The sequence below is a fragment of the Vibrio sp. 1CM2L genome, assembly GCF_023161695.1.
Taxonomy (GTDB): Bacteria; Pseudomonadota; Gammaproteobacteria; order Enterobacterales; family Vibrionaceae; genus Vibrio; species Vibrio coralliirubri.
This window is the reverse complement of record NZ_JALNTT010000009.1, coordinates 86,953-102,064: the sequence shown is the minus strand read 5'-3', so window position 1 is coordinate 102,064 and position 15,112 is coordinate 86,953. Positions and strand designations below refer to the sequence as shown.

Annotated in this window: 12 protein-coding genes and 2 other RNA genes; 8 read left to right on the top strand and 6 right to left on the bottom strand. The window is 39.6% G+C overall.

Annotated elements, in window-relative coordinates:
* Positions 1 to 132: 132 nt before the first annotated feature.
* From nadK to bamE, 3 genes are all read left to right on the top strand, one after another.
* Complete coding sequence (nadK, locus tag MSG34_RS21925) at positions 133 to 1,017, top strand: NAD(+) kinase (RefSeq protein ID WP_248339396.1); 885 nt, start codon at positions 133 to 135, stop codon at positions 1,015 to 1,017.
* 280 nt (positions 1,018 to 1,297) lie between these two features.
* Positions 1,298 to 2,962: a DNA repair protein RecN gene (recN, locus tag MSG34_RS21920; RefSeq protein WP_248339395.1), complete on the top strand. Its 1,665-nt coding sequence runs from the start codon at positions 1,298 to 1,300 to the stop codon at positions 2,960 to 2,962.
* 167 nt (positions 2,963 to 3,129) lie between these two features.
* Positions 3,130 to 3,489 (top strand): outer membrane protein assembly factor BamE, encoded by a 360-nt coding sequence (bamE, locus tag MSG34_RS21915; protein ID WP_004735159.1) that lies wholly within the window; start codon positions 3,130 to 3,132, stop codon positions 3,487 to 3,489.
* A 183-nt stretch (positions 3,490 to 3,672) separates the two neighbouring features.
* Here the strand turns inward: bamE and MSG34_RS21910 are convergent, their stop codons facing one another.
* Together MSG34_RS21910 and MSG34_RS21905 are read right to left on the bottom strand one after the other, a co-directional pair.
* Positions 3,673 to 3,984: an RnfH family protein gene (locus MSG34_RS21910; protein WP_017084430.1), complete on the bottom strand. Its 312-nt coding sequence runs from the start codon at positions 3,982 to 3,984 to the stop codon at positions 3,673 to 3,675.
* Positions 3,985 to 3,987: 3 nt separating this feature from the next.
* Positions 3,988 to 4,416 carry an SRPBCC family protein gene (locus MSG34_RS21905; RefSeq protein ID WP_012603332.1) on the bottom strand — a complete coding sequence of 143 codons (429 nt, stop codon included), beginning with the start codon at positions 4,414 to 4,416 and terminating at the stop codon, positions 3,988 to 3,990.
* Positions 4,417 to 4,535: 119 nt separating this feature from the next.
* Between MSG34_RS21905 and smpB the strand changes: the two genes are divergently transcribed.
* From smpB to MSG34_RS21880, 5 genes are all read left to right on the top strand, one after another.
* Positions 4,536 to 5,021, top strand: coding sequence for an SsrA-binding protein SmpB (gene smpB / locus MSG34_RS21900; protein WP_004735156.1), 486 nt, complete (start codon positions 4,536 to 4,538; stop codon positions 5,019 to 5,021).
* A gap of 66 nt (positions 5,022 to 5,087) precedes the next feature.
* Positions 5,088 to 5,444: a transfer-messenger RNA gene (ssrA, locus tag MSG34_RS21895) on the top strand.
* 210 nt (positions 5,445 to 5,654) lie between these two features.
* Positions 5,655 to 6,021, top strand: a transfer-messenger RNA (tmRNA) gene (gene ssrA / locus MSG34_RS21890).
* A gap of 302 nt (positions 6,022 to 6,323) precedes the next feature.
* Positions 6,324 to 7,391, top strand: coding sequence for a DUF4297 domain-containing protein (locus MSG34_RS21885; protein WP_248339392.1), 1,068 nt, complete (start codon positions 6,324 to 6,326; stop codon positions 7,389 to 7,391).
* Positions 7,391 to 9,031 carry an AAA family ATPase gene (locus MSG34_RS21880; protein ID WP_248339391.1) on the top strand — a complete coding sequence of 547 codons (1,641 nt, stop codon included), beginning with the start codon at positions 7,391 to 7,393 and terminating at the stop codon, positions 9,029 to 9,031. Before MSG34_RS21885 ends, MSG34_RS21880 begins: the two co-directional genes overlap by 1 nt.
* A gap of 101 nt (positions 9,032 to 9,132) precedes the next feature.
* On the opposite strand, the gene MSG34_RS21875 is transcribed toward MSG34_RS21880, so the two are convergent.
* Genes MSG34_RS21875 through MSG34_RS21860 form a run of 4 tightly spaced genes read right to left on the bottom strand, consistent with a single transcriptional unit; the run spans position 9,133 to position 14,553 of the window.
* The gene (locus tag MSG34_RS21875) at positions 9,133 to 9,576 is read right to left on the bottom strand and encodes a hypothetical protein (protein WP_248339390.1); all 444 of its coding nucleotides are present in this window, start codon (positions 9,574 to 9,576) and stop codon (positions 9,133 to 9,135) included.
* Positions 9,573 to 11,579 carry an ABC transporter ATP-binding protein gene (locus tag MSG34_RS21870; protein ID WP_248339389.1) on the bottom strand — a complete coding sequence of 669 codons (2,007 nt, stop codon included), beginning with the start codon at positions 11,577 to 11,579 and terminating at the stop codon, positions 9,573 to 9,575. Before MSG34_RS21870 ends, MSG34_RS21875 begins: the two co-directional genes overlap by 4 nt.
* The gene (locus MSG34_RS21865; protein ID WP_248339388.1) at positions 11,576 to 13,291 is read right to left on the bottom strand and encodes a hypothetical protein; all 1,716 of its coding nucleotides are present in this window, start codon (positions 13,289 to 13,291) and stop codon (positions 11,576 to 11,578) included. The genes MSG34_RS21870 and MSG34_RS21865 overlap by 4 nt, the downstream gene beginning before the upstream one ends.
* The gene (locus tag MSG34_RS21860; RefSeq protein ID WP_248339387.1) at positions 13,291 to 14,553 is read right to left on the bottom strand and encodes a tyrosine-type recombinase/integrase; all 1,263 of its coding nucleotides are present in this window, start codon (positions 14,551 to 14,553) and stop codon (positions 13,291 to 13,293) included. Before MSG34_RS21860 ends, MSG34_RS21865 begins: the two co-directional genes overlap by 1 nt.
* Positions 14,554 to 15,112 lie beyond the last annotated feature (559 nt).

Below are 15,112 nucleotides of genomic sequence, written 5' to 3'. Positions count from 1 at the left end.
AATTCGTTTTCAATGCAAGTGACAGGCGTGTTTGCGCCCCAAATTGATATAAAACACTCGCATAGACGTTCAACTTGCCTTTATTATGGGGATGAAGAATTTTGATTCAAGCCTAATTCGTTTGGAAACGTTATGAAAAAGCCATTTGAAGTCATCGCCATTATCGGTAAACCTCGAGATCAGCAAGCAATTCAGACTCATAGAGAGCTCTATCAGTGGTTAAGTGCTGAGGGTTATCAAGTGTTTGTTGATGACAGACTCGCCACTATTTTAGACGACATCCCAAAAGAACATTTTTCCAGCCTGATTGAGTTAGGTAAACGCGCCGATCTCGCCATTGTGGTCGGTGGTGACGGAAATATGCTCGGTGCCGCTAGAATCCTGTCACGTTTCGACATTTCAGTAATTGGTGTTAACCGAGGCAACCTTGGTTTCCTAACCGATCTCAACCCTGAAAACTTCCAGAGTGCACTGACTGATGTACTCAAAGGCGAGTTCATGGAAGAAGAGCGCTTCTTACTTGAAACGGAAATTCATCGTCACGGCCAGATAAAAAGCCACAATGCAGCACTTAATGAGGCTGTACTGCACCCCGGACAAGTTGCTCACATGATCGAGTTCGAAGTGTACATCGATGACAGCTTCGCCTTCTCACAGCGCTCTGATGGCTTAATCATCTCAACACCGACAGGTTCTACCGCCTACTCGCTTTCTGGCGGCGGCCCTATCCTGTCTTCAAGCCTAAATGCTATCTCATTAGTGCCGATGTTCCCGCACACCCTTTCAAGCCGCCCACTTGTGGTGGATGGCAAGCGTCGTATTAAGCTGATCGTATCGCCTGATAACCGCGGAACTCAGGAAGTGAGCTGTGATGGTCAAATCTCACTGCCTGTTTCTCCTGGCGATGAGATCCACATTTACCAAAGCCCAAATGTGCTCAAACTGATCCACCCTAAAGACTACAACTACTACCACGTTCTACGTAACAAGCTAGGCTGGTCGAGTAAGCTGTTCTAAGTGAAAAGCGAACTATTTTAAAAGGCTGACGACATTCGTCAGCCTTTTTTATTGCCGATTCAAAGCCCACAATCTCTACCTTTACGCCAATCCACCACATCGTCATTCCCAAGAGGGAGGGACGACTGAGTTGGGAATCTATAGCGGTTTCAGTGATCTACAGACAAGCTCAATTCTGAGAGCTGTCGCAAAAAATTTTCACCTGTCGACTTTACTGTATAAAGAAACAGTATATACTGAGCTTATATACAGTATTGTTCAGTTATACAGGTAAATAAAAATGCTGGCTCATTTAAGTGTTAATAATTTCGCTATTGTTAAGTCTTTACAGCTAGAACTCTCTAAAGGCATGACAACAATCACCGGGGAAACTGGTGCGGGTAAATCTATCGCTATCGATGCTTTAGGCTTGTGCCTTGGGGGAAGATCCGATGCAGGAATGGTTCGACAAGGTGAAGAAAAAACCGAAGTCAGTGCCGCTTTTTTACTTGAGAACAATCTGCATGCAACCCGCTGGTTAGAAGACAACGAATTGCTCGATGGCAGTGAGTGCATCCTACGCAGAACCATCTCAAAAGAAGGTCGCTCTCGTGCATTCATCAACGGTAGCCCTGTCCCTCTTTCGCAATTGAAATCACTTGGACAACTGCTGATCAACATCCATGGTCAACACGCGCATCACCAGTTGATGAAAAGCGAGTACCAAATGGCCATGCTTGATCAATACGCAGGCCACTTGAACCTATTGAAATCGACACGTAATGCTTATCAAGCTTGGCGACAAGCGGATAACCACTTAAAAGAGTTACGTGGAAATAGCCAGCAAAACCAAGCTCAAAAACAACTGCTTGAATACCAAATCAAAGAGTTAAATGAGCTGTCTATTGGGGAGGAAGAATATGAAGACCTCGAACAAGAGCATAAGCGCCTCTCCAATAGCGGAGAACTGGCCACAACCTGTCAGCAAGCTATCGAGCTTATTTATGAAGGCGAAGAAGTTAATGCGCTTGGTATTCTGCAATCGGCCAATAACTCCTTAATTCAGTTAGCTGAGCTAGATGAAAGATTGGCCGAGTTACCTAACTTGCTTTCTGAAGCCATTATTCAGATCGAAGAGACCAACAACGAGTTAAGAACATACCTAGACAGCATTGATGTTGATCCCGGTCGTATGGCTTACGTTGAGGAGCGCTTCTCTAAAGTGATGTCGATGTCTCGTAAACACCACGTATTACCTGAAGAGCTGTATAAGCACCATCAAGACTTACTACAACAAGTTGAAGCGCTTGATTGCTCTGATGAAAAATTGGAAGAATTGGCAAACGAGGTAGAAAACCAATACCAATCGTTCGTTGCTAAATCCGAGAAGCTTCATAAATCTCGAACTCGTTACGCAAAAGAGCTCAACAAGCTGATCACGCAAAGCATGCACGAACTGAGCATGGAAAAAGCGCAGTTTGCCATTGAAGTGAACAACACCAACACACACCCTTCTCCATTGGGTATGGATAACGTGACCTTCATTGTTTCGACCAACCCAGGCCAACCGATGCAGCCAATTGCGAAAGTGGCCTCTGGTGGTGAGTTATCACGAATCTCATTAGCGATTCAGGTGATCACAGCGCAAAAAGTAGATACACCAAGCCTGATTTTCGATGAAGTCGATGTGGGTATCAGTGGGCCAACCGCTGCGGTTGTCGGAAAAATGCTACGTAAGCTGGGGGAATCTACGCAGGTGATGTGTGTGACGCACTTACCTCAAGTTGCCGGTTGCGGCCACCAACAGCTGTTTGTAGCGAAGAACACGAAATCAGGTAAAACCGAGACTCAAATGCATACGCTTGATGAGCAACAACGCGTTTCAGAGCTTGCTCGACTGCTTGGTGGCAGCCAGATTACCGAATCGACGCTTGCCAACGCAAAAGAGTTATTAATCGCAGCTTAGGTTACATATTCAGCAACTTTCTGATAATTTACCGAAAAATCTTGGCAATTTTGCAACTTAATTCAAAATTGCCAGTCATAACAAGCTCAAAGCGCAAGGAGCTTTTTACTTCTTGCTGGAGCTTGTTTATTATCAGGCAGTATTTTAGCGAAGAAAGATCTCAAACTATGCGAATTAAAAAGTGGTTAGTTGCAGTTCCACTTGCACTAACAATGTTGACCGGTTGCTCTCTATTAGAGAAGTTGGTTTATCGAATTGACATCAATCAGGGTAACTATGTTGAACAGGAAGCTGTCGACCAGCTCAAGTTTGGCATGACAAAAACACAAGTTCGTTACGTTATGGGCTCACCTATGCTTATCGAAAATGGCTACCCAGATACGTGGTACTACATTTACCACCACCAAAAAGGCCATGAAGACCCGATTCAGAAAAACCTAGTCGTTAACTTTGATGCCACTGGCACTCTAGTAACGATCAATGGTGATTTTGAAGCCAGTGATGAGTTCTTCGAAAGCCTTCGCTAGCTTTCCAGTCAACAAAGCTCTCAGCCGACAAAGCTATCAGTCGACAGAGCCAGAATCGCAAAAGCCTGCTCAATGAGCAGGCTTTTTAATATCTGCTAACAAATTAGGTCCGTTGTCTAATCCTCAGGCACAAAAAAGCTCGCCAATATAGCGAGCTCTCTTCTTAGTCAAACTTGTTTAGCATTACGATTTAGCTGCGGCCGCTTTTGCTTGTTCAGCGCGCTTACGACGAATCTCTTTTGGATCAGCCAACAATGCGCGGTAGATTTCGATACGATCTTTATCGCGAACCGTCGCATCAAGCTTAACGTTACGACTGAACACGCCAACCTTATTTTTCGCTAAATCGATTTCTGGATACAGTTCCAAAACACCAGACTGCGCAATAATCTCTTCAACGGTTGCGTTCTTGTTCACTATCAAGGTAAACACACGCTGCTCGTGCGGAAGTGCAAACACAACCTCTACGTGGATCATATCTGATTCAATAGTCATGGCTTAGTAAACCTGTTTCGCGCGTTGAGTAAAAGCACTGACCATATTGCTCGTCAGCTCATTGAAAACCTTACCAAATGCCATTTCAATCATTCGGCTAGAGAATTCAAACTCCAACTTAAGCTCAACCTTACACGCTTGATCGTCGAGCGGAGTGAAATACCAACCACCCTGCAGTTTCTTAAATGGGCCATCCACCAGCTCCATCAAGATCTCAGCGCCATCCGCTAAGCGGTTAGACGTAGTAAATGTTTTGCTGATACCGGCTTTAGATACATCAACCGAAGCCACCATAGCTGAATCTGAAGATTCGATCACACGTGAACCAGAACACCCTGGCAAAAACTCGTGATAACGAGCAACATCATTGACCAAGCTGAACATCTGGTCGGCACTAAACGACACTAATGCTGAACGAGTAACCTTTGGCATATAGACTCCTGTTAAAGACAGCGTTACATTAACACAAACTGCAATTTTAATTGTATTGGGCCAGAGCGCAAATAAAAAGGATTCCCCAACTAGGGCGCAATCCGTATAATGAGGCCATTATGGCAAAGAATAAATCAAAATCAAAAGCCGGTAGTAATACCATTGCGCTTAATAAGAAAGCTCGCCACGAATATTTCATCGACGATGAGATAGAAGCGGGGCTTGAGCTACAAGGCTGGGAAGTAAAATCCCTACGTGAAGGCAAAACCAATATCGCAGAAAGCTACGTTTACATCCGAGATGGCGAAGCATTCATCAGTGGTATGACGATCACTCCGCTGACTCAGGCGAGTACTCATATCGTGGCGAACCCAACACGTATCCGTAAACTCCTGATGTCGAGAAAAGAACTCGACAACCTTATCGGTCGTATTAACCGTGAAGGCATGACACTTGTCGCAACCGCACTTTACTGGTCTCGCTCTTGGGCGAAGATTAAAGTTGGCGTAGCGAAAGGTAAAAAGCTGCACGATAAACGTACTGATATGAAAGAAAAAGATTGGGCGAGAGATAAAGCACGAATTATGAAGAGTAATTTGCGTTAATTTTAAGCACTTAAACGCACAGTGCTAGACAGGGTAAGCTTTTCTGGTACTATGCAAATAACACTTGGGGCTGATTTAGGATTCGACAGGAATTTTGAAGTCTGAGGTGCATGCCGTGGGGCGGTTGGCCACGTTAAAAGCCGCAAAAAAATAGTCGCAAACGACGAAAACTACGCACTAGCAGCTTAATAACCTGCTCAGAGCTCTCTTACCCTAGCTTCCGCTCGTAAGACGGGGACCAATAAGAGATCAAACCCAAACTAGCTAGCGTGGCTTCTCCCACCTGAGAGGAAAAGCGCGAATTATAATTCAGGTTAGCCTTTAACTAGCGTGTCGGTTCGCAGGTTGCTGGTGAAATTAAAGATCGACTAAGCATGTAGTACCAATGATGAATGATTTTTGGACGCGGGTTCAACTCTACCATCAAGTCTTAAGTTTAGTATTTTTTATGAAAAGCCTTACTGAGTAAGGATTCAACGATATTTTTTCTGTTAATCGTATTTTTCATAAAATCTTGCATAAATTCTTAGTTATGATTATATTATTCATAACTTTAGTAAACGAATAAGTCGTTTTATGAACCTCAGATTCATAAAATGCACCGTATAAATTGCGAATCGATTTATACACAACGGGGGTGATTTAGGATTCGACAGGAATTTTGAAGTCTGAGGTGCATGCCGTGGGGCGGTTGGCCACGTTAAAAGCCGCAAAAAAATAGTCGCAAACGACGAAAACTACGCACTAGCAGCTTAATAACCTGCTGAGAGCCTCTTTGCCCTAGCTTCCGCTTGTAAGACGGGGAACAACAAAGAGTCAAACCCAAACTAGCTAGATCGGATTCTCCCGCCTGAGAGATGAAGTTCGAAATTTAATTCAGGATAGTCATTTACTAGCGTGTCGGTTCGCAGGTACTTGGTGAATTTAAAGATCGACTAAGCATGTAGTACCAATGATGAATGATTTTTGGACGGGGGTTCAACTCCCCCCACCTCCACATTCGAGAAGCCGTATATTCACTGAATATACGGCTTTTCTTTTATCTAGATTCTAATAGAAAAGACCAATCACAGAAATACACCTTAAATAAGCAATCCACCTTTATACAATTTGTTGCTTACTGTGAATATGGTAGTATGAACAATATGAACTCTACTTAACTAACATCATTAATAAAGTTGCCAGTAGTGTCTATAGCGAAAGAGTGAAGCAAGACATGCTTCCATTTTAGCCAAGAAGCTTGCACTCTTAGTAAACATATACGAGCCATATTTGGGCTTAAACGTCTAATAAAGGATTATGATGGAATTAGCTAAGAGTCTAATCGCTGTGCCGCAAACTGAACGAGGTGGTGAGATTGCTCAAAGAGGGTTTGATTTTCAAGCTTGTTGGGCTATTTCTCATATGTTTGAGTATGAACTTCTAGGAAAAGAGTACGTTTTTGTATTCGAATACCATGATGATGTACTAATTCTTGATTCAGAGACAACACCAACAAAAGCAACATTTGCTCAAGTTAAGACCAATGAAAAACCTTGGACATTAAGCAAGCTCATTGCCAGCACCAACAAAAAACCTATATCATTTATTGGTAAGCTATTCGAACAAAAAAGTAAGTTTGATAAGTCCGATGTAGAATTAATGTTTGTTTCAAATGCTTACTTCAGTTTTGATAAAAGAAATACTTTTAAGGCTAATGAGATTAAGCAGAACCATCAAGATGATTTACTTAATAAAGTATCGGCACAATTAACTAGTAATGACTCACTTGAGCTTTCAAAACTAACATTCTTAACTTCTGATTTAAGCTTAGAAGATCACTCTTCACATTTGAAGGGAAAGATCTGTGATTTTTTCGAATGTTATTTCGATGATGATATTGAAATAAATCCAGCATCTTTCGCTAGGACTTTAGAAAGTGCATGTCGAGACCGAGCCAAAGTAAGATCATCAGACATTAGGGATTTCGATGAACTTGTTAGAAGGAAAGGTTTTACTTCTAGCTTTATCAAAGACACTCTCAATAACATCTTCACTACCAGAATGCTACAGCCTGACTGGGAAAACGCTCGTGCTATATTCTCGGATATAGGAAAGAACCCTATTCAAATTCTCTCTTTGCAGTCAACATTTGCACGTATAAGCATTTCAGTAAAATCATCAAATAGTGTTGAAAAATTATACTTGGAAAAGACTGATTTGTTATTCAGCAGAAAATCTGTTGAAGCATGCATATCTAAATATATAATTAAATCTATTAAATCATTAGAAATATCAATACCCGATTACTCTCTAGCTTTAACTGATTCAAAAAAAGAATGCATCATCGTTTATTCAATAATTAAAAACATTATAGAAGGCGAGAAATAATGAGCCTAATACATTTTAAAGACATATCTATTCTTTCTCGTAGAGATAGAAAAGGTTTTAGTTTCGAATTTTCTCCTTCTGTTAATATGATCTTTGGCGAAAATGATACTGGAAAATCTAGTTTAATAAAAGCCCTGTATTTTACTCTGGGTGGTGACTGTCGTATTGATAAAGATTGGAAAGACGATGATATAATTACAAAAGTTTGTATCTGTGTTAAAGGGAAAAACTATTCATTTATTAGGCATAATAAGCGGATCTCCATATTTTCAGGAACGGACGATTCGAAGCCATTAGTAACCTCTAGCCACATGAGTGCTATTGCAGATAAAGTTAAAGATATTTTCGATTTTAATTTACAACTTTCTAATAAAAAGACAGGTAAACAAAGTCAAGCGAACCCAGCATGCTTATATCTTCCCTTTTACATTGACCAAGACAACGGTTGGCATACTATCTTATCGTCATTTTCAGGTTTAGCAATGTATGATGATTGGCAAAAGAACTCACTACAATTTCACTCAGGAATGAAACCTAAAGAGTTCTATGAACTTGTGGGGGAAATCAAGACAATACAGATTGATTTGGAAGAGCTTAGTGCGACACTTAAAGTAGTTTTAGCTGCTAAAAAGAAGTTTGAAGAATCATTCGGAAGAGTATTGTTTGATATAGATGTTGAATATTACCAAGATTTACTAAATAAGTTCTTAGCAAAGTGTCAAGAACTAAATGAAGACGAATCAGAATATAGATTAAATCTGTTGAATTTACTCTCTAGTAGAGATTCAATAGCGAATGAAATCGATGTATGTCGTAGCCTCCTAGAGAACTTTGGTGATCATACTACTAATGATGCCGCTGAAAAATATCATATGTTCGAAAGTAGAGAGCAAATATTAGAAATTCTTCCTTTAATGTATGATGAAAAGCAGATTTTAGATGACCAAATTAACTCAATTAAAGAGGAGTTAAGGCAGTCTAAAGCCTTGAGTTCAGAATTAAATGCCATGATGCAAGAAGTTCGAGGGGAGTTGACGTTACAAGACGTAATAAAGTCTCAAGCAAGTAAGGAAGTTGAGTTCACTTTTGATGAGCAGATAAAAAATCTTCATGAAAAAATTGGAGCACAAACAACAGCTTTAGAAGGTTTAATAACACAGCAAAACGAATTTACTGATCGAAAGCGTACACAAAGTATAAACGATGACTTTAAATCCTTTCTTGCAATAGCACAAGATCGATTAGGCATAGGTTCACCGATTATTGCTCCTTTAATCCAGTATGGGAAGATAACGAAAAGTAAAACTGGTAGTCGAAGCCCTAGATCAATCTTTGCTTACCATTATGGGTTACTAAAAACAATGGAAAAACATTCAACAATGAATATGTTACCTATTGTAATCGACTCTCCTAAACAACAAGATCTAGATACTGAAGGCACAGAGAAGTTAATAAGCTTATGTACAACCGATTTAGGTAGAAATAATCAAATGATTATTGGAGCTGTATCATTGGAAAGTAATATGCATGGCTATCATCAAATCGAACTTACCGAGAAGTATAGCTTATTGAAATCTGATAACTATGAAAAAGCCTTTAATGAAATAATGCCACTTTATGAAAGAGGTTTATGTTATTAAACTAGCTATCTCTTTCTAAAAGAGGCAGCATCATGCTATTTCCTCTCAAATAAATCCATCTTTTATAAATAAGTAAAAGATGGATTAGTTAAAGGTCACAATCATTTCAACAAAGACCTTATATTATCCGAAATATTAACCTTCGTTACTGAGCCAACCACACTGTCTAGGTCAATGTCTCGTCTGTTCTTATGCGCCACTGCATTCAATAAGGTAAATAACTCGGCATTTGTTCTGATTAACTCACTATTAGCTTTACGTAACTCAGATAGCTCCGCCTTCTTCTCAGCTAACTCTTTCTTTATCTTATCAATGTCTTCCGTTTTTTCTTGTCTGACATTTTGACTTAAAAGCCCCTGTTTTTGGGCTTTTTTTGCCTTGATAGCTTCTTCATGCAAATCAGGATATTGTCTTATTAAGCTACGACTAACTCTTGCCTCATCTTCTACAGCGGAAAGCGATATTTTCCGATCTGGGCTTATATTAATCGGCTTACCTTCCTTCAATCTTGTTAAAGCATCTCTTAATTTTTGTTCGCTACTCATGCTTGTACCTCAGGTTCTAAATTGAATGCTTTCATGATACGTAACGCCACTGCATTCTGACTTTTCATCATTTCCTCATTCCCTGCAAAGCCTTCCAAGCTCTCAAGCTTGAGTAACTTCATATTTCTATCGTATAGCTTTTTCCAATTAATGGCATTCTTTAGTGTGATTATCGTTGTATCACAAGTTTCTCCACAAGATGACGGATCGATGGTATCCGTTTTTTCACACTTATGCCCTTTTGTGCAATAGCCAAAAGGCGTTCTCGTTATATCCCATTCTCCACTTTCTATCAAAACCCTAATTTCATCATCAGTTAACTGAATTGCAGAGCCTCTCATTGCCTCGATCTCTTTGCCCTTGATACCTTCTAGGTGGCAGCCTGAGTAATGTAAGTCTCTGTATATGTTGGTTTTAACCAAGATGCTCTCATTAGCGATATCTTCCATGAAAGACCCATCTCTTAGCAACCTTTGAGTAAATGCTAATTCTGACCCTTTGCCATAATACTCTGTCATATACCCGTACATATGCTTTACCTGTTGTTTAACCGCTGGGGCAGAGGCAAGATCATGGGTAAGAAAATTAACTATTAGAGTTCTCCTGAATTGGTGTGTATTCAACTTCCAGATGCTTCCGAGCTTCACGCTCTCTCGACCTCGATTCATCGCTTTGCTTTGCTCTAAATCAGATTCAGTTACCATAAGTCCGATGTTTTTAGCTAAGTCTTGCAACGATTTTGTAACTGGGTTTAGGGCTGCGAATGTTGGGAGGATGCTGACATTTGCACTGACCAACAGAAAGTCGTTATCCTTCAAGGATGGGACTAATTTTTTAGCAGGTCTATGTATCAACTTTATGAGATCAATAGCTTTTTTCACTTCAGGAATAGTAATGTAATCTACATCAACCCCTCCTGATATTTTTGTCTCATATGCTCTAACATAATAATATTTATCGTCATCGTCATCGTCATCACCTGGGGTACATCGAAAACAATCATCTTTTAATGATGTAATTTCATCAAACCGCATCCCTGTATAAGATGAAATAATTACATAGCAAGCAGCAAACACACGGCTTATATATCCATGGTAGACTCTTGTATTCTTGTCTTTTGAGGCAAGATGACCCAACCCTTCATCTATCAAGAGCTGCTTTAAGCTTTTGAACTCACCCTTCTTTTCTTGAGAAACTCGATGCCTTTCTGCCTGGTATGTTACGTCTGTAAGAAACTTTGATTGTGCAACTGTTCTGGATTCTCTAACTTGCTTGAACTTTTTCTCTAAAACTCGATTAATTTTCGTTATCACATCTGGTGCGTCACGAATGATCTCTAACGATTCAGATACTAGCTTTGAGTGCAGCTCTAACGGTATGTACAAGGTTTGCTTAACATGAGCATTCTCAGCCACGTAAGGAGTAACTAGCTGCTTTATTGAACCCCAGCTACCCTTTAGTGTGTTTCCTCTTAGTGGAAGGCTAATATTTAAGCCATTTAGATCCAAACGGGAAGCAGAGTTAAGCCTCCCGATCCTACCTTCTAGTGTTGAATGAGAGTATTTCCCTTTAATTGAATCTAAATATTTAATCATCCCTATACTGCTGTTTAGCTTAGTCACTGACATAAGATTGCATTCTTGTAGCTCATTGAAGAGCGGGCGTAATGTTCTCATGGCTTCCGTGGCAACAGTTGCACGACCACTGGACTTGTACTCTGATTTAAAGACAGCTAAAACAACGACCCTCAGCTCTAACAGTAAGTTTGCCGACATTTTATCGGTTGGAAAGTACACTTTACATGTTGAGTTAGAACTGTTTTTCCTAAGGTCTCGATATGCACTGAAATCCCATTCAGGATCAGTAAACCTAGAAGCAACTTTGCCCTTTAAATCATAAGCAACAACAGGGTTTTGAGTTAATAACTCAAAAATATTCAAATCGGATAGGTTCTTACAAGGCTCTTTAACAAAGACTTCTGATTTAACTGAATATTTATTCATAGGTCATACATCCACAATGGTGAAATACCCTGTTCTCTCATCATATCTTTAGCTTTCTTAACCAGTTTTTTATCTAACTTATGCTCAGCAAGGTATTTAATATTCTTGATAGCGTTCTCTATTACTTTTCTACTTCCAAAAAGCCCTCCAGCCTCGCATTCATATCGACTATTAATTAAAACTTGTCGTAACGATAACAGTTGGTAAACATGGCTTTCGGATTTTACAAACAGATGATTTGGGCAGGTAATACACGACAAAAAACTTGTACAATAAACAACCTCCCCCTCTTTACGTAAGCCAGACTTCTTGATTTTTCGAGTGTTTCGCTCAGCCTCTTTAGATGAAACTGCATTGGTACACACTCCCCCCGAAGGCGTTTTAGTTGAGTTTTCATTATCATTAAGTACAGTTTTCGAGGCTGCTTCATCGATCACTTTTACCTGAATCAAATTTTGATAGGCAGCCATGCCTTTTTTTAGAGCTTTATTGTTTTCTTCGACAGAGCCTTGGTTATAGTGCTTATCAGAAACAGCTACCGAGTTATTAAGTACTTCTGCTCTTTGTTGAATGTCATTGAAAAATAATCCGTAGGAGTGTCGTAGCTTTCGAGTATCTAATTTTAAACTCTCAGTTCCTAGTGATAGATTTAAAGGGCTTAGAGTATTGCGCAGAAGACCCCTGTACGCTTGTGACTGAATAGGACCAATGCTGCCATCTGGGTTAACAAACGGAAAAAGGAATTCTCCGTCTGGATCAATCCTTTTTGAATGTTCAATAATCTTCTCAAGTAAAGCTTTAAAATGCTTCTTTACTAGTAACGGTTTTTCTGCATCTTTCTTCTTCTTTCTTTTGTCTGTTATCGATATCTTTATCATGTCATCTATGATTTCTGATTCCGATATAGAGCTTCTCTTCAACCTGAAAGCAGGAGACTGGTTGATACCCGTGATTGCAACAAACACCGAAGAATAAAGCATCGAAGCTATGTTCGAGATGTATCCCTTAGTATTGATAACTCCTGCGACCCTATGCTTGATGGTATAGGTTACATCTCTGATATCATGCTTAAATTGTGTGTCGTTAAGGCACTCAATTGGAGCACCTTGAGCACTCAAAGTGTGATAGAAACCAGCAGCATCTACTAAGAACTTAAGTAAAGCTTTGTACCCTTCTTTACTGTAACCTTTCGAGTTATCAATCCCATTAATAGTTGCGCCAAACAGCACCCCTGTTCGCTTACCTAAAGATGGAAAATACTTATCAAAGTCATGTTTATCTATAGAAAAGCAGTCAGACATCACTTGCTTCAGAATTTTTCTTTTCTTCTCGAAAGTCGCTTTTGATATCTCTTTAAGGTTGTATCTCCTGTGTAACAGTCCTTGATAACTTTCAATGTTATCTTTTGCTGCAACTGGCTTAACAGTGTCATACGTGCTTAAGTGCTGTACATATAATCTAAAATCTCGAACTTTGGTCAGTTTAGTTTCTGAAGAGGACGAACTACTTACAATATGCTTAACAAATAAAGATAACTCCTGCCTAATTTCTTTTGTATCTAACTCTGTTTCTTTTATCCAATTCAGCACATTTTCGGAATACTCTTTACCAAACTCATTGTCGAATTTGATGCAATATCCGATATCAGCAGCCCTGGTTTCCCTCGCCTGAGAACTCTTCGATACTTCGATCTTTCTTGATTTCTTAGCCATTAAGCCGCCTCACTAAAAATTAAGCCTAATAACTCTTCATTTAGCTTTGATTGCTCCACCAAAGCTTTAGACTTCTGAAAGTAAGAGAGATATCGCAATGTATCTGTAATATTTTTATGCCTCATTTGACTTTTAGTAAATCTCAATGCCTCACTATTGCTGAGGCTCTTTACGTTTAGAGCGGCATTCATTACATCAACACCAAATGTCACCCTTAGATCATGAAAGTCATGAGAAAATTCTGGATATTCAGGGTAGATATGTTTATGCACAAATTGATTAAAAAGGGTGGATATTGTGTGTTGTGAATAAGCTCCACCTCTTTGAGTAAGGAAGATATTAGCTCTTTCACCACCATTATTTTTGAACTTATTTAGTCGATTTACATAACGACTGCTGATGTGGTAACTCTTTAACATCTTAACGGCAGAACCTGCAATTGTGACGGGAAGGTCACTGTTCTGCTTCGTTTTGTGTTGTACTTTCGCGCCCAGTTCTAACTCAAAATGAGGATCATCATCTTTGTAACTCGTAAACATGTCTGTCCTAAGGTCTGCTATTTCACTTGCTCTAAGCCCTGATAGGATTGCCAACGAACATATCAGCAAAAATTCTTCCGAACCATGCTCTTTCAGCTTCGTAAAAAACATTTCTTGCTCCTGTACAGTAAACGGCTTTAAAGACCCTTCCTGACTTCGAGCTGACACGTCCAATTTTTCTTTAGATACGCACCTGACTTTGCTTCTTCCTGCTATATGTGCAAATGCATCATTATCAAACTGATTTATTTCTATATGCTCATATTCCATAGGAATAGAGGTAAATGGAGTATTTATATCTAAATGAAATATATAGAATTTAGCGACAACGCTAAAATATGATCGAGCAGTACTACCAGCAATATTGCCTTCTTCATACTGTTCTTTTAACCACCACTTAAACTCAGTAAAGGGTCTATCAACAGAGTCTGGCGCACCTACATTCCAAGAGAGATTGTGTTGATGAAGAAAGTCAAAATATAGCCGTAACGCTTTAGCCTGTGTTGCCGATGAGGTTTTTGAATGACTTCTATAGTGCGATACGATAAATGATAATACAGGCGGTACAACCACGCCTGTCTCACTCTCTATAACAATATATAGATTCTCACAAGTCTTCTTTTCGGACTCGGCATAGAGCACTCCATCTTTCAAGGATAAGTTTTTCTGCTCATAAAAATCGGATAGAAGATTTAGGTTTTTGATCTTGTGAGTCATGTACATACGAAGGCAACTTAGCTGTTAGTAATACAATCAGATTCGTTCATAAAAAACACAAAGTCAAGACTTTAGGGTTGTTCATATTATTAAAACATTAAGACTTGAGGGTCAATTCATACTTTAAGACTTGACGATACAACTCCCGCCAGCTCCACCAAACGTTTGGAAAGGGCGGTAACTCACTGAGTTATCGCCCTTTTTGTATTTATAATCATTAATTATACTATTCGTACTAAAAGCAGGTACTAAACGCGCCACCTTTCACTCCCGGTAAAAGGTACCTTGCACTTTCGCTTTCAAGTCCCCTCTCGCTTTCAACATACCTTCAAAAGTCGTAAATAAATCAAACGTAGCCTCCGCACATCCAGCTTGGATGATGCTCATGCCTTGCGTTACCATTATTTATTTCTTAATCGCCTGTGCTTTCACTCACAGGGGGACGTACAGTGTAAAGTGCTTTTGATTGCCATGACTTTAGTTTCGAACCATCTCATTGCGCTTCAAAGTCAGTATTTCTAATCAACTTTGTGTGGCATATTTGATCTACTTACGTGTAACCCTC

Excerpts from the sequence above, each read along its gene's own strand:
- nadK (WP_248339396.1), top strand. The coding sequence starts at position 133 with ATGAAAAAGCCATTTGAAGTCATCGCCATTATCGGTAAACCTCGAGAT.
- recN (WP_248339395.1), top strand. The coding sequence starts at position 1,298 with ATGCTGGCTCATTTAAGTGTTAATAATTTCGCTATTGTTAAGTCTTTA.
- bamE (WP_004735159.1), top strand. The coding sequence starts at position 3,130 with ATGCGAATTAAAAAGTGGTTAGTTGCAGTTCCACTTGCACTAACAATG.
- MSG34_RS21910 (WP_017084430.1), bottom strand. The coding sequence starts at position 3,984 with ATGACTATTGAATCAGATATGATCCACGTAGAGGTTGTGTTTGCACTT.
- MSG34_RS21905 (WP_012603332.1), bottom strand. The coding sequence starts at position 4,416 with ATGCCAAAGGTTACTCGTTCAGCATTAGTGTCGTTTAGTGCCGACCAG.
- smpB (WP_004735156.1), top strand. The coding sequence starts at position 4,536 with ATGGCAAAGAATAAATCAAAATCAAAAGCCGGTAGTAATACCATTGCG.
- MSG34_RS21885 (WP_248339392.1), top strand. The coding sequence starts at position 6,324 with ATGGAATTAGCTAAGAGTCTAATCGCTGTGCCGCAAACTGAACGAGGT.
- MSG34_RS21880 (WP_248339391.1), top strand. The coding sequence starts at position 7,391 with ATGAGCCTAATACATTTTAAAGACATATCTATTCTTTCTCGTAGAGAT.
- MSG34_RS21875 (WP_248339390.1), bottom strand. The coding sequence starts at position 9,576 with ATGAGTAGCGAACAAAAATTAAGAGATGCTTTAACAAGATTGAAGGAA.
- MSG34_RS21870 (WP_248339389.1), bottom strand. The coding sequence starts at position 11,579 with ATGAATAAATATTCAGTTAAATCAGAAGTCTTTGTTAAAGAGCCTTGT.
- MSG34_RS21865 (WP_248339388.1), bottom strand. The coding sequence starts at position 13,291 with ATGGCTAAGAAATCAAGAAAGATCGAAGTATCGAAGAGTTCTCAGGCG.
- MSG34_RS21860 (WP_248339387.1), bottom strand. The coding sequence starts at position 14,553 with ATGTACATGACTCACAAGATCAAAAACCTAAATCTTCTATCCGATTTT.